Genomic DNA, 13395 nt, shown 5'->3' with positions numbered 1-13395 from the left:
CTTATCGGATCGCGGTGACATCCTCACGCGCAGCAGAATAACGCAGAAAATAATCGGGCGGTCGCGCATCTGCCGTAGACGGAGACGCGCGCGCCCTGTTTAACTCAGTTCAGCGGCCAGATATGGTCGATGATCAGCTGCACCGAACGGTTACCGCGATACTCATTGATATCCAGCTTGTAGGCCAGTTCAACCTGACGAATGCTGCTGTCGGGCCACAGCGTGGTATCAACATTAAAGGCGATACCGTCGATCAGCGGCCCCCCGTCCAGCGGCTCAACCATCACTTTCAGATGCCGCTCGCCCACCAGTCGCTGTTGCAGCAGCTTAAATTTGCCGTCAAAAGCGGGCTCCGGGAACGCCTGGCCCCAGGGGCCGGCTTCGCGCAGCATTTCGGCGGTCTGCAGGGAAAACTCCTGCGGCTGCAGGGCGCCATCTGACCAGATGATGCCCTGCAGCGATTCGCCATCCAGCCACTCTCCGACCAGATCGGCAAAGCGCTGACGAAACTCCTCGTAGCGTGCGGTCTCCAGCGATAAGCCGGCCGCCATCGCGTGACCGCCAAACTTCATCATCAGACCAGGATGCAGCGTATCCAGACGCTCCAGCGCATCGCGCAGATGCAGTCCGGCAATCGAGCGGCCCGATCCTTTCAGTGTGCCGTCGCCCGCCGGAGCAAAGGCAATTACCGGACGATGGAAACGCTCTTTCAAACGCGAAGCGAGAATACCCACCACGCCCTGATGCCATTCGGGATGATAGAAGGCCAGGCCCAACGGCAGATCGCTCTGCTCGCGCTCCAGCGCCTGACACAGCGCCAGCGCTTCGCTCTGCATGCCCTGCTCGATCTCTTTACGCGTCTGATTCAGCGCGTCCAGCTCGCTGGCCAGCATGCGTGCCTGGCTGAGATCGTCGGTCATTAACAGCGCCACGCCCACCGACATATCATCGAGCCGGCCTGCGGCGTTGAGCCGTGGCCCCAGCGCAAAGCCGAGATCGCTGGCCGCCAGCTGACGGGCATCGCGATTAGCAATTTCCAGCAGCGCCCGGATGCCTGGCCGGCATTTTCCGGCCCGGATACGGCTGAGCCCCTGCCACACCAGAATGCGGTTGTTGACGTCGAGCGGCACCACATCGGCAACCGTACCGAGCGCGACCAGATCAAGCATCTCCGCCAGATTCGGTTCCGTGCGAGTGGTGCCAAACCATCCCTGGGTGCGCAGATGGGCACGCAGCGCCAGCATCAGATAGAAAGCAACGCCCACGCCCGCCAGCGCGCGCGAGGGAAAGTTACAGTCCGGCAGATTGGGATTCACGATCGCCTCAGCGGCCGGTAAGGTCTCGCCGGGCAGATGGTGGTCGGTAATCAGCACCGGAATCCCATGCTGATGGGCAAAATCAACGCCAGCGTGGGAGGAGATGCCGTTATCGACGGTCAGGATCATCGCCGCGCCGCGCGCACGCGCCTGCTCAACCACTTCCGGGCTAAGGCCATAACCATCTTCAAAGCGGTTAGGGACCAGATACTGCACGTTGCCGCCGCCCATGCTGCGCAGCGCCATGACCGTCAGCGCGGTACTGGTCGCGCCATCGGCATCAAAGTCGCCCACCACCATAATGCGACGCCCATCCAGCAGCGCCTGATGCAGCAGTTCCACTGCACTCTCAATTCCGCTTAAAGACTGGTACGGCAGCAGGTTTTTCGCACCGCGCTCCAGCTCTGCGGCGTCACGCACGCCGCGTTGCAGATAGAGCCGCTTCAGCAACGGCGGCAGCGTGGCCGGTAGCGCATCGTCAACCGTCACCTCACGGCGACGCAGTTCCACTTCCTGTTTTACCACCGATTAACCACCACGCTTCTGATTGTCCAGCACCTGCTTCAGCTCCTGCGGCGACTGATAACCCGGGATCATCATGCCGGTGTCAGTCAGCATCGCAGGGGTGCCCTGAATGCCAAACAGCACGCCCAGTTTGTAATGCTGAGAAATATCGATTTTGCAGCTGTCTGGTGCGGCCATCTTCGGCGCATTGCCTTTCATCGCCTCATCAAACGCTTTATTGCGGTCAGCGCTGCACCAGATCGCCTTCATTGCCGGTTCGATCTGACCATTCAGTCCCTCTCGCGGAAACGCCAGGTAGCGCACGGTAATGCCCAGCGCATTGTAGTCCGCCATCTGCTCGTGCAGCTTGTGGCAGTAACCACAGGTGATGTCGGTGAAGACGGTGATCACATGCTGCTCTTTCGGGGCTTTGTAGACGATCATCTCCGGCACCAGCGCCTCGACTTTTTTGTCCAGCAGCTGGTTGGTGACGTTGACCGGCTGTTTGCCGCTGACGTCATAGAGCGGGCCCTGGATCATATGTTTGCCGTCATCGGTAACATAGAGCACGCCGCTTTCCGACAGCACGGTTTTAAAGCCAGGCAGCGGGGATGGACTGATCTCCGTCTGGTTCAGACCGAGCTTTTTAAGGGATTGCTGAATGGCGCTGTCATCGGCCTGTGCGAGACCGGAAAAGGCGCTGGCTAACAGGGCCAGCATGGCAAAATGCTTGTTCATTTTTATCCTTATGGCCGCGAATCAGGCTCGCGGATGGTGTTGTTGATGCAACTGACGCAGGCGCTCAGTGGCGACGTGCGTATAAATTTGGGTGGTGGAGAGATCGCTATGTCCCAGCAGCATCTGTACGACACGCAGATCTGCACCGTGGTTCAGCAGATGGGTCGCAAAGGCATGACGCATTACATGCGGCGATAACTTTTCGCTGTCGATCCCCGCCAGCGTGGCGTAATGCTTGATGCGATGCCAGAAGGTCTGGCGCGTCATCTGCTGCGCCCGATTGCTGGGAAACATCACGTCCAGCGTCTGCCCATTGAGCAGCCACGGACGACCATGTTCCATATATTGCTCCAGCCAGTAAACCGCTTCTTCACCTAAAGGCACCAGCCGCTCTTTATCGCCTTTACCGATAACCCGGACAACGCCCTGCCGCAGGCTGATGTCGCTGAGCGTCAGGCCAATCAGTTCGGAGACACGCAGGCCGGTGGCGTAGAGCAGCTCCAGCATTGCTTTGTCGCGTAGCTCCAGCGGAATATCGATATTCGGCGCCTGCAACAGTCGTTCGACCTGCGCTTCACTGAGATCTTTCGGCAAACGCTGCGGCAGTTTTGGCGCGGACAGCAGTGCGCTCGGATCGTCCGGTCGCAGCTTTTCGCGATAAAGATACTGGAACAGGCGACGCATGGCGCTGAGCAACCGCGCTGAGCTTGTCGCTTTGTAACCGCCCTCCAGCCTTTCGGCCAGGAACTGCTGCAGATCCAGTGGCGTCACGCTGAGCAGCGTTAGCTGATGATGCGCCAGCCAGCCGGTCAGCGTCTGAAGATCCTGACGATAAGAGGAGAGAGTATTCTGCGCCAGATTGCGTTCAATCCAGAGCGCATCAAGAAACTGTTCTGTCAGATCGCTGTCCTGCACGTTGTCTCCGCCGTCTGGTGTAAAATCATGCTCATTATGCCTGATTCAGCAGCGCTTCTGGTACAATTGCGCCAAAGTCAGTATTTACAGAGTGTTATCTGCATGAAAATCGGTCTTTTTTACGGTTCAAGTACCTGTTACACCGAAATTGTAGCGGAGAAAATTCGCGATTTTATTGGCGAAGAGTTAGTGACGCTGCATAACGTGAAAGATGACGACCCACGCCTGATGGAACAGTACGATTTGCTGATCATGGGCATCCCGACCTGGGATTTCGGTGAGTTGCAGGAGGACTGGGAGGCGATCTGGACGCAACTGCCCGCGCTGAATCTGCAAAACAAGATTGTTGCGCTGTATGGCATGGGCGATCAGATTGGCTATGGCGAGTGGTTTTTAGATGCGCTCGGCATGCTCCACGATTTGCTGCAGCCCATGGGCGTGCGGTTTGTCGGCTACTGGCCGCTTGAGGGCTATGAGTTCACCAGTCCTAAACCGCTGAGTGCCGATGGCTCGCAATTTGTGGGTCTGGCGCTGGATGATGTGAATCAGTTCGAGGTCACCGATGAGCGCGTTGAGCAGTGGTGCGAGCAGGTATTAACCGAAACCGCTGCACTGCTCTGAACGATTCCGTGCTCTGGATTGCCGCTCTAGACACGAGCGCCTGCAGATGCCGGCAGATAATAGTCTGCCCTGTTGCCATTAATGTCGCGCTTTGCTGAAACAGCAGGCGCGTAATGCTCGCCATTCGCCGGGCTGCATATTGTCCCGCATCAGCCACCATCGTAGCGTAGCGCCCTTTTCACTCCTGGCCACCAGCAAGACGCCAATCGGTAACCAGCGCAGCGGCTGGGTCGGTCGCCAGCGTTTTCCCTGCCAGATCCAGCAATGACCGCCTTCCCGCTGTAACTCACCGCGCCGCTGACGCAATCGTCGGAAGCTGCACCAGCCTTCAGCCAGCAACAACAGAATAACCGGCACTTTAATCAGCCAGCCGCCCACCGGCAGCGGCATCAACACGACGCCAGTCACGGCTGCCACCAGCCAGGCGCACAGACATCCGCACGCCAGGCGGGAGGGCTGCAGCTTACATTGCCACGGGGCCGCGATCATGGTTACGCTGCTGGATCAAATTCACCATCCGCTTAAGCTCTGGATCTTTTGGCTCACCGTGATTCATCAGCCAGTTAAACAGGTCGGGATCGTCACTCTTCAGCAGGTTAACAAAGACCTGCTTATCAGTGTCATTAAGCGTGTCATACTCAAATTTGAAGAACGGCATAATAGCCACATCCAGTTCCAGCATGCCGCGACGGCAAGCCCACTGAATACGTGATTTATCATTAATATCCATGCATCAATTTCCACAATTCACAACGTGGCCGCTAGTGTAACCTGGTTTAATGCAGCTCGCAGGCGCAGCGTCGCAGGCTGTGCAACCTGCCACATTTCAGATTGTAGCTTTTCAGGGTTATCACGCCTTTTGTGCGCCGTTTTCCGTAAACAGGTTGCATTGCCAGTCGGCTCTTTTAACATTGAAGACAATGTTCCGGATGAACCTTCTAATACAGGATATCTCCATGCCCACTTTTACTTTACCGCCGCGCCAGCCTGCCGCGTCGTCTCGCCTGCCATTAACCCTGATGTCACTGGATAGCTGGGCGCTGGTTTCCATTACCGGTGCTGACAGTACCGCTTACCTGCAGGGTCAGCTAACGCTAGATGTCGCGGCGCTGGATGCAGACCACCATTCGCCCGCCGCACACTGCGATGCCAAAGGCAAAATGTGGAGTAATATGCGCCTGTTCCATCGCGGCGAAGGCTATGCCTATCTGATCCGCCGTGAACTGCGCGACACCCAGCTGACTGAGTTAAAAAAATACGCGGTGTTTTCGAAAGTGACGATGGCAGCTGACGATGAGTGCGTGTTGCTGGGCCTGGCCGGTTTTCAGGCCCGCGCCGCGCTGGCAAATCTGTTTGATAACCTGCCCGACAGCGAAAAACCAGTGGTGCAGCAGGGAGAAACCACGCTGCTGTGGTTTGCCCAACCCGCCGAACGTTTTCTGATTGTTACCTCGCTGTCACAGGCAGAAGCGCTGAAACAGAAGCTTAATGACGATGCTCAGTTTAATGACAGTCAGCAGTGGCTGGCGCTGGACATTGAAGCGGGCATTCCGGTAATCGATCCGGCCACCAGTGTGCAGTTTATTCCTCAGGCCACCAACCTGCAGGCGCTGGATGCTATCAGCTTCAAAAAGGGCTGCTATGCCGGTCAGGAGATGGTCGCCAGAGCGAAATATCGCGGTGCCAATAAACGCGCGCTCTACTGGCTGGCGGGTCAGGCAAGTCATCTGCCCGAAGCCAATGCTCCGCTGGAGTTACAGATGGGTGAGCGCTGGCGTCGTACCGGAAGCGTGCTGGCTGCGGTGCAGTTAGATGATGGAATCAGCTGGATTCAGGTGGTGCTGAATAACGATCTGGAGCCGGACAGCGTGCTGCGGGTTGAAGGTGACGAAGGCGGGCATCTGACCATTCAGCCGCTGCCCTACTCGCTGGCTGAAGAGTGATGTAACCGCATGGCCCTTTCATTAACGGAAGGGCCATGCCGCAATCTACTCAGCGCACATAAAAATAGATGGCGCAGAAGTGGCAGAGACTGCCGCCCAGCACAAACAAATGCCAGATGGCGTGGTTAAAGGGAATGCGGCGTGCCACATAGAAAATCACCCCAAGCGAATAGATAATTCCGCCTGCGGCCAGCAGCCAGATGCAGCCCGGCGGCAGGATCATCGCCAGCTGATAAACCACAATCAGCGACAGCCACCCCATGCAGAGATAGGTCACCAGCGACAGCGCTTTAAAGCGATGTGCAATCGTGAGCTTGAACACAATACCCGCCAGCGCCAGCCCCCAGATCACCGCCATTAAGCCATACGCCAGGGGCGTCCTCAGTCCGACCAGCAGAAACGGCGTATAGGTCCCCGCAATCAGCAGATAGATGGCACAGTGATCGAGCTTTTTCAGCCAGGGTCTGGCGGGCCCATCCGGGATTGCGTGATAGAGCGTTGAGGCCAGAAACAGCAAAATCATGCTGCCGCCATAGAGGCTGTAGCTGATAAAGGTGATGGTGTCAGCCTGCCTCTCAGTGGCCTGATGGAGCATCAGCACCAGCCCGACGATGCCAGAGAGGCAGCCAAGACCGTGACTGATACTGTTGGCAATCTCCTCGGTAATGGAATAGCCCGCAGAGGGTCGATGTTTTTGAGAGAGTGTGGTGGTCATATTAGTTTCCTGAACAGCGCCATAGCAGTAGTCACTGTTATCCAGCCTACCCAATAATTTTTTCAGTGTACACGTGTACGCTAAAAATGCTCACAGAAATTCACTATCCCTTAAACCACGTACTGAATCTGGTAAACTGACCTTCGGTCAACTGTTCAATGAGTCATTCATGTTTTCGCATCGCGATCTCGCCCGCCTTAACGATCTGGAAATGCAGGTCTATCAATTCATCATTAAGCACCGCGAGGGCGTCAGCTATATGACGATTCGCGAGCTGGCTGAGCAGGCTGCCGTCTCCACCACCACCGTGCTGCGCTTCTGCCGCAAGATGGATTGTGAAGGCTGGTCAGAGTTCCGCATCCGCCTGCGCTTAAGCGAGCAACAGCGTGCACCGCTGCTCAACACGGCGGGCGTCAGTGAAATGCTGAGTTTTTTCAAGAGTATTAATAACCCGGAGTTTGAACAGCTCATCACGCAGGCTGCGCAGAAAATTAATCAGGCGGATCGGGTTTTCTTTATTGGCGTCGGCACCTCCGGCAGTCTGGCAAAATATGGCGCGCGGTTTTTCTCTAACCTCGGTAAATTCAGTCACGCCATTGACGACCCCTACTATCCGGTCAGCACTGACCTGTATGAAAATGCCGTCGCCATTATTTTATCGGTCTCCGGCGAAACGGAAGAGATCCTGCGCATTGCCAGTCAGTTCAGCCTGAAGAAGTGCAAAATCATTGCGATAACGAATACAGAAAGCTGCTCTCTGGCGAAGATTGGTGATTTTAACCTCTGCTATCACGTGCCGATTATTCGCATGGCCGACAATTCTGACATTACCACTCAGGTGCCGGTGACCTATATTATTGAAGCAATAGGCCGCCAGCTGGGGAAATAAAACAGCCTGTTTTTTGGATGTAACAAACGTAATTCCAGGCGCGCTGTTATATCGTGACTTTCAATATTGCCTTGCTACACTCAGCTCAATTTCAATATCCGTAATGGAGTAAAGCATGAGTGCAGAATTGCAGTTACCAAAAGGCTTTCTTTGGGGCGGTGCGGTCGCGGCGCATCAGGTTGAAGGTGGCTGGGATCAGGGCGGCAAAGGCGTCAGCATTGCTGACGTGCTGACCGGCGGTTCACACGGCGTTGACCGCGTAATCACCGACGGCGTGCAGCCTGGTCATTTCTACCCGAACCACAAAGGCGTGGAGTTTTTTTCTCATTATAAACAGGATATCGCGCTGTTTGCCGAGATGGGCTTTAAATGCTTCCGCACTTCCATTGCCTGGACCCGCATCTTCCCCAACGGAGATGAGCAGCAGCCTAATGAAGCCGGCCTGCAATTCTATGACGATCTGTTTGATGAACTGCTGAAATATGGCATTGAACCGGTCATCACGCTTTCGCACTTCGAAATGCCTTATCACCTGGTCAAAGAGTATGGCGGCTGGCACAACCGCAAAGTGGTCGACTTCTTTGTGCGCTTCAGCGAAGTAGTGCTGAACCGCTATAAGAACAAAGTGAAATACTGGATGACCTTTAACGAGATCAACAACCAGCGCAACTGGCAGTATCCGCTGTTTGGTTACTGCTGTTCAGGTGTGATCTTTACCGAGCATGAGAAACCTGAACAGGCAATGTATCAGGTCATGCACCACCAGTTTGTTGCCAGCGCTAAAGTGGTGAAGCTCGGTCACGACATCAATCCTGACTTCCAGATTGGCTGCATGATCGCCATGGTCCCTGTCTACCCGTTCTCCTGCCACCCGGACGATGTGGTGCTGGCGCAGGAGTCGATGCATCAGCGCTATGTGTTCAGTGACGTGCAGATGCGTGGCTACTATCCGGCCTACACGCTCAGGGAGTGGGCACGTAAAGGTTATGACATTCAGATGGAAGCGGACGATGCTGAGACGCTGCGCCAGGGCTGTGCAGACTATGTCGGTTTCAGCTACTACATGAGCAACGCCGTGAAGAGCGATGCCAGCGGCGTTGACGATCCCATCACCGGCTTTGAAGGTGTGGTGAAAAACCCGCATGTGAAAGCGTCAGACTGGGGCTGGCAGATCGATCCGGTCGGCCTGCGTTATGCCATGAACGAGATGTATGAGCGTTACCAGAAGCCGCTGTTTATTGTCGAAAACGGCTTTGGTGCGATCGATAAGCCCGGCGCTGACGGCCTGATTGAAGATGATTACCGCATCGACTACCTGCGTGCGCACATCGAAGAGATGAAGAAAGCCGTAGCGTATGATGGTGTGGATTTAATGGGCTACACACCATGGGGTTGCCTGGATTGTGTCTCTTTTACCACCGGCCAGTACGATAAGCGCTACGGCTTTATTCATGTGAATAAAAACGATGATGGCAGCGGCGACTTTTCTCGTGCGAAGAAGAAAAGCTTCAGCTGGTATCAGCAGGTTATCGCCAGCAACGGCGAAAACCTCTGATTCCTGAAGCCGCATAAGCTACGAAGTGAGTTAACGACCACCGGCAGCGTCAATGATGCTGCCGGTGACGTATGAGGCCGCATCGCTGGCCAGCCAGACAATCGCTTCCGCTACCTCTTCTGCCTCACCGCCGCGCCCCATCGGAATCGCGCTGGCAAGTCTGTCTACCCTGCCCGGCTCTCCACCATCGGCATGCATCTCTGTATAGATAAATCCCGGACGTACGCCATTGACCCGAATCCCCTGCTGCGCCACTTCCAGCGACAATCCTTTGGTCAGCGTATCCATCGCCCCTTTTGAGGCGGCGTAATCAACATATTCGCCAGGCGCACCGGTACGCGATGCGGCCGACGAGACGTTTACAATCGCGCCGCCCTGACCGCCGTGATGCGTGCCCATCCGCTTAACCGCCTCACGACAGCAGAGAAAGGATCCGATGACGTTGGTCGCAAAGACCTTTTGCAGTCGCGCCGCCTCAAGCTGTTCGGTGCGGCATTGCTGAAACAGAATCCCGGCGTTGTTCACCAGCAACGCCAGCGGCATAGAGTGCTTGTCGAGCTGCGCAAACATCGCCATCACCTGCGCTTCATCACTGATATCCGCCTGAACCGCAAAGGCTTCACCGCCCTGCTGCTGGATCTGTGCCACCAGCTGTTGCGCTTCGGCCTCGCGCTGACGATAGTTCACTGCAACCCGATAACCCCGGGCTGCCAGTAATAGTGACGTGGCCCGCCCGATACCGCGGCTGCCACCCGTAACCAGTGCCAGTTTCATGCTGATTCTCCATAACAAAGGGCCGACGAATCGGCCCCTGATGATTAACGCTTGCCCGTAGGGAGATTACTGATAATCGCTCATCGGCACGCAGGAGCAGAACAGATTGCGGTCGCCAAACACATCATCCAGACGTTTTACTGTCGGCCAGTATTTGTTATGGCTGCCCGCCGGGAAGACCGCCAGTTCACGGCTGTAAGGATGTGACCATTCACTGACGATTTCCAGCTGGGTATGCGGCGCATTAACCAGTGGGTTGTCGTCCAGCGGCCATTCCCCTGCCGCCACCCGGTCAATTTCCATACGGATCGCCAGCATTGCGTCAATAAAGCGATCCAGTTCGATTTTGCTCTCTGACTCGGTCGGCTCCACCATCAGCGTGCCCGCCACCGGGAAGGACATGGTCGGCGCGTGGAATCCGTAATCGATCAGGCGCTTAGCAATATCCAGCTCACTGATGCCGGTCTGCTCTTTCAGCGGACGGATGTCGAGAATACATTCGTGCGCCACACGGCCATCGCGGCCGGTATAGAGCACCGGATAAGCAGACTGCAGGCGGCTGGCAATATAGTTAGCATTCAGAATCGCGACCGAACTGGCCTGTTTCAGCCCTTCGGCGCCCATCATGCGAATATACATCCAGCTGATCGGCAGAATAGAGGCGCTGCCAAACGGCGCTGCGGAGACCGCGCCCTGCTGCGTCAATACACCGTCGATCTGCACCACGCTGTGTCCCGGAACAAACGGAGCCAGGTGCGCTTTTACGCCAATCGGTCCCATACCCGGACCACCACCGCCGTGCGGAATGCAGAAGGTTTTGTGCAGATTGAGGTGCGAGACATCTGCGCCGATGTAGCCTGGCGTGGTGATGCCGACCTGCGCATTCATGTTCGCGCCATCCAGATACACCTGGCCGCCATACTGATGCACGATCTGGCACACTTCACGGATGGTCTCTTCATAGACACCGTGTGTGGAGGGATAAGTCACCATGATGCAGGAAAGTTTGTCGCCCGCCTGCGCCGCCTTTTCACGCAGGTCGCCAAGGTCGATGTTGCCCTGTTTGTCGCACGCGACCACGACCACATCCATACCCGCCATCTGGGCTGAGGCCGGGTTCGTACCGTGTGCCGAACTCGGGATCAGACAGAGATGACGATCGCCCTCGCCGCGACTTTCGTGATAGCGGCGGATCGCCAGCAGCCCGGCATATTCCCCCTGCGCGCCAGAGTTAGGCTGCATGCAGAGTGCATCATAGCCGGTGAGCTGCACCAGCCACTGCGACAACTGGCCGATCATCTGCAGATAGCCGGTAGCCTGTTCAGCCGGGCAGAATGGATGCAGCTCAGCAAACTCCGGCCAGGTGATCGGGATCATCTCAGCGGCAGCGTTGAGCTTCATGGTGCAGGATCCGAGCGGGATCATCGCCTGATTCAGCGCCAGATCCTTTTTCTCCAGGCTGTGCATATAGCGCATCATCTCGGTTTCGCTGTGATGACGGTTGAACACCGGATGGGTCAGGATCTCGCTGTGACGCTGCAGGCCCGCAGGAATCGCGTGGCTTTCACTGGCGACTTCGCTGTCGAGTTTTTCCAGATCCTGGCCATGTTCATCACCCAGCAGAATAGCAAACAGCGCCAGAATATCTTCGCGGCAGGTGGTTTCATCCAGCGTGATGCCAACGGCATTATGGATGTCGCTGCGCAGGTTAACGCCAAAGCTCAAAGCGCGGTTCAGCACAGCGGCTTTATCCGCCACTTCCACCGTCAGCGTATCGAACCAGTGCTGATGGCGCAGTTTCAGGCCGCCCTGCTGCAGTCCGGCTGCCAGGATGCTGGTGAAGCGGTGAATGCGTGAGGCAATACGTTTCAGACCAGCCGGGCCGTGGAAAACTGCATAGAGACCCGCAATGTTTGCCAGCAGCACCTGCGACGTACAGATGTTGGAATTAGCCTTTTCACGACGGATATGTTGTTCACGGGTCTGCATCGCCATGCGCAGTGCTGTGTTGCCTGCGGCATCACGTGACACACCGATGATGCGGCCTGGCATAGAGCGTTTATGCTCGTCGCGGCTGGCGAAGAAGGCAGCGTGCGGACCGCCGTAACCCATCGGCACGCCGAAGCGCTGAGCGGAACCAAAGACAATATCTGCGCCCTGCCTGCCTGGCGCTTCCAGTAACACCAGCGACATAAAGTCTGCCGCCACGCTTACCACGACTTTGCGTGCTTTCAGCCCGGCAATCAGCGCGCTGTAATCGTGCGCGTTGCCCGTCGTTCCCACCTGTTGCAGCAGCACACCAAACAGGTCGTCGTGATCCGCTGCCTTGTCGGCGCTGTCGATGATCAGTTCAAAACCGAACGTCTCTGCACGAGTCCGGACCACATCCAGCGTCTGCGGATGAATATCGTCGGCAATGAAGAATTTATTGGCGTTTTTGAGCTTGCTGACGCGTTTTGCCATCGCCATCGCTTCGGCTGCAGCCGTGGCTTCATCCAGCAAAGAGGCGGACGCAATATCCATGCCGGTAAGATCCAGCGTCAGCTGCTGGAAGTTCAGCAGTGCTTCCAGGCGGCCCTGCGAGACTTCAGGCTGATACGGGGTATAGGCAGTGTACCAGCCCGGATTTTCCAGCATATTACGCAGGATAACCGGCGGAGTGATGACCGCGCTGTATCCCATACCAATCCAGGATTTGTAACGCAGATTCTGACTGGCAATGGCTTTCAGTTCGGCCAGCGCCTGCTGTTCAGTCGCGGCTTCGCCAACGGCGGGTGGACCCGGCAGCTGAATGTCTGCCGGCACAATCGTGCTGATTAACGCGTCCAGCGAACGGGCACCAATCGCGTCAAGTATCTGCACCTGCTGCTCAGGTGAAGGACCGATATGGCGCTCAATGAATGCACCGTTGTGTTCAAGCTGGCTGAGAGTCTGAGTCATTAGCAGTAAATCCTGAATCGGGCTGGGGGAACCGGAGAGCAAACAGAAATCTGCGGCCTCTGTCTGAGGCCGCCTGACGATTACTCGTCGATGGAGGCTTTATAAGCATCCGCATCCAGCAGCGTGTCGATTTCAGACGCGTCACTGGCTTTGATTTTAAATAACCAGCCGCCGTCATAAGGCTCGCTGTTGACCTGCTCCGGTGAGTCAGTCAGGGCATCGTTGACCGCCACAATCTCACCGCTAATTGGCGCATAGATATCTGACGCCGCTTTAACGGACTCTGCCACCGCGCACTCTTCACCGGCGGCAAACGTCGCGCCCACTTCCGGCAGATCGACAAATACCATGTCGCCCAGTAACTCCTGCGCATGTTCAGTAATACCCACGGTGTAGCTGCCATCGGCTTCTTTGCGCACCCATTCATGGCTGTCGCGGTACTTCAACGTATTCGGCACATTGCTCATTGGCCATTTCTCCTGAAT

13 protein-coding genes are annotated in these 13395 nt (G+C 56.3%); 4 read left to right on the top strand and 9 right to left on the bottom strand.

What is annotated here, in order from left to right:
- Positions 1–104: 104 nt before the first annotated feature.
- From recJ to xerD, 3 genes are read right to left on the bottom strand one after another with little or no spacing between them, the layout of a single operon-like run.
- A complete protein-coding gene (recJ, locus tag NP77_RS15080) occupies positions 105–1841 on the bottom strand; it encodes a single-stranded-DNA-specific exonuclease RecJ (RefSeq protein WP_039660743.1) in 1737 nt (578 codons plus the stop codon).
- A gap of 3 nt (positions 1842–1844) precedes the next feature.
- Entirely contained in the window at positions 1845–2558 is a 714-nt protein-coding gene (gene dsbC, locus NP77_RS15075; RefSeq protein ID WP_003852889.1) for a bifunctional protein-disulfide isomerase/oxidoreductase DsbC, read from the bottom strand.
- A 21-nt stretch (positions 2559–2579) separates the two neighbouring features.
- The gene (gene xerD / locus NP77_RS15070) at positions 2580–3473 is read right to left on the bottom strand and encodes a site-specific tyrosine recombinase XerD (protein ID WP_003852887.1); all 894 of its coding nucleotides are present in this window, start codon (positions 3471–3473) and stop codon (positions 2580–2582) included.
- A gap of 102 nt (positions 3474–3575) precedes the next feature.
- Here xerD and fldB point away from each other — a divergent pair, with 102 nt between their 5' ends.
- Positions 3576–4094, top strand: coding sequence for a flavodoxin FldB (gene fldB / locus NP77_RS15065; RefSeq protein ID WP_003852885.1), 519 nt, complete (start codon positions 3576–3578; stop codon positions 4092–4094).
- 78 nt (positions 4095–4172) lie between these two features.
- On the opposite strand, the gene NP77_RS15060 is transcribed toward fldB, so the two are convergent.
- Together NP77_RS15060 and sdhE are read right to left on the bottom strand one after the other, a co-directional pair.
- The gene (locus NP77_RS15060) at positions 4173–4583 is read right to left on the bottom strand and encodes a protein YgfX (protein ID WP_039660742.1); all 411 of its coding nucleotides are present in this window, start codon (positions 4581–4583) and stop codon (positions 4173–4175) included.
- Positions 4558–4824: an FAD assembly factor SdhE gene (gene sdhE / locus NP77_RS15055; protein ID WP_003852881.1), complete on the bottom strand. Its 267-nt coding sequence runs from the start codon at positions 4822–4824 to the stop codon at positions 4558–4560. The genes NP77_RS15060 and sdhE overlap by 26 nt, the downstream gene beginning before the upstream one ends.
- Positions 4825–5050: 226 nt before the next feature.
- On the opposite strand from sdhE, the gene ygfZ reads away from it, so the two are divergent.
- The gene (gene ygfZ, locus NP77_RS15050) at positions 5051–6037 is read left to right on the top strand and encodes a tRNA-modifying protein YgfZ (RefSeq protein WP_008925670.1); all 987 of its coding nucleotides are present in this window, start codon (positions 5051–5053) and stop codon (positions 6035–6037) included.
- Between the two features lie 49 nt (positions 6038–6086).
- On the opposite strand, the gene NP77_RS15045 is transcribed toward ygfZ, so the two are convergent.
- Positions 6087–6752, bottom strand: coding sequence for a hemolysin III family protein (locus NP77_RS15045; protein WP_039660741.1), 666 nt, complete (start codon positions 6750–6752; stop codon positions 6087–6089).
- A gap of 169 nt (positions 6753–6921) precedes the next feature.
- Here NP77_RS15045 and NP77_RS15040 point away from each other — a divergent pair, with 169 nt between their 5' ends.
- Both NP77_RS15040 and NP77_RS15035 read left to right on the top strand, forming a co-directional pair.
- Positions 6922–7641: a MurR/RpiR family transcriptional regulator gene (locus NP77_RS15040; protein WP_003852874.1), complete on the top strand. Its 720-nt coding sequence runs from the start codon at positions 6922–6924 to the stop codon at positions 7639–7641.
- A gap of 115 nt (positions 7642–7756) precedes the next feature.
- Positions 7757–9196 carry a 6-phospho-beta-glucosidase gene (locus NP77_RS15035; protein ID WP_039660740.1) on the top strand — a complete coding sequence of 480 codons (1440 nt, stop codon included), beginning with the start codon at positions 7757–7759 and terminating at the stop codon, positions 9194–9196.
- A 30-nt stretch (positions 9197–9226) separates the two neighbouring features.
- Here the strand turns inward: NP77_RS15035 and NP77_RS15030 are convergent, their stop codons facing one another.
- The 3 genes from NP77_RS15030 to gcvH form a co-directional block, all read right to left on the bottom strand.
- Positions 9227–9970: an SDR family oxidoreductase gene (locus NP77_RS15030; RefSeq protein WP_039660739.1), complete on the bottom strand. Its 744-nt coding sequence runs from the start codon at positions 9968–9970 to the stop codon at positions 9227–9229.
- Between the two features lie 66 nt (positions 9971–10036).
- Complete coding sequence (gene gcvP, locus NP77_RS15025; RefSeq protein WP_039660738.1) at positions 10037–12910, bottom strand: aminomethyl-transferring glycine dehydrogenase; 2874 nt, start codon at positions 12908–12910, stop codon at positions 10037–10039.
- Between the two features lie 80 nt (positions 12911–12990).
- Positions 12991–13377, bottom strand: a complete 387-nt coding sequence (gene gcvH, locus NP77_RS15020) for a glycine cleavage system protein GcvH (RefSeq protein WP_003852867.1) — start codon at positions 13375–13377, stop codon at positions 12991–12993.
- Between the last annotated feature and the right edge of the window lie 18 nt (positions 13378–13395).

Origin of the sequence: Pantoea sp. MBLJ3 (assembly GCF_000816655.1) — a bacterium.
Classification (GTDB): domain Bacteria; phylum Pseudomonadota; class Gammaproteobacteria; order Enterobacterales; family Enterobacteriaceae; genus Pantoea; species Pantoea eucalypti.
The sequence above is the reverse complement of the archived record's forward strand: the minus strand, read 5'-3'. Positions and strand labels throughout refer to the sequence as shown.

Bases quoted from the DNA above. Each gene is read 5' to 3' on its own strand.
- ygfZ (WP_008925670.1), top strand. From the start codon at position 5,051: ATGCCCACTTTTACTTTACCGCCGCGCCAGCCTGCCGCGTCGTCTCGC.
- NP77_RS15035 (WP_039660740.1), top strand. From the start codon at position 7,757: ATGAGTGCAGAATTGCAGTTACCAAAAGGCTTTCTTTGGGGCGGTGCG.
- fldB (WP_003852885.1), top strand. From the start codon at position 3,576: ATGAAAATCGGTCTTTTTTACGGTTCAAGTACCTGTTACACCGAAATT.
- gcvH (WP_003852867.1), bottom strand. From the start codon at position 13,377: ATGAGCAATGTGCCGAATACGTTGAAGTACCGCGACAGCCATGAATGG.
- NP77_RS15045 (WP_039660741.1), bottom strand. From the start codon at position 6,752: ATGACCACCACACTCTCTCAAAAACATCGACCCTCTGCGGGCTATTCC.
- dsbC (WP_003852889.1), bottom strand. From the start codon at position 2,558: ATGAACAAGCATTTTGCCATGCTGGCCCTGTTAGCCAGCGCCTTTTCC.
- NP77_RS15030 (WP_039660739.1), bottom strand. From the start codon at position 9,970: ATGAAACTGGCACTGGTTACGGGTGGCAGCCGCGGTATCGGGCGGGCC.
- NP77_RS15060 (WP_039660742.1), bottom strand. From the start codon at position 4,583: ATGATCGCGGCCCCGTGGCAATGTAAGCTGCAGCCCTCCCGCCTGGCG.
- sdhE (WP_003852881.1), bottom strand. From the start codon at position 4,824: ATGGATATTAATGATAAATCACGTATTCAGTGGGCTTGCCGTCGCGGC.
- NP77_RS15040 (WP_003852874.1), top strand. From the start codon at position 6,922: ATGTTTTCGCATCGCGATCTCGCCCGCCTTAACGATCTGGAAATGCAG.
- gcvP (WP_039660738.1), bottom strand. From the start codon at position 12,910: ATGACTCAGACTCTCAGCCAGCTTGAACACAACGGTGCATTCATTGAG.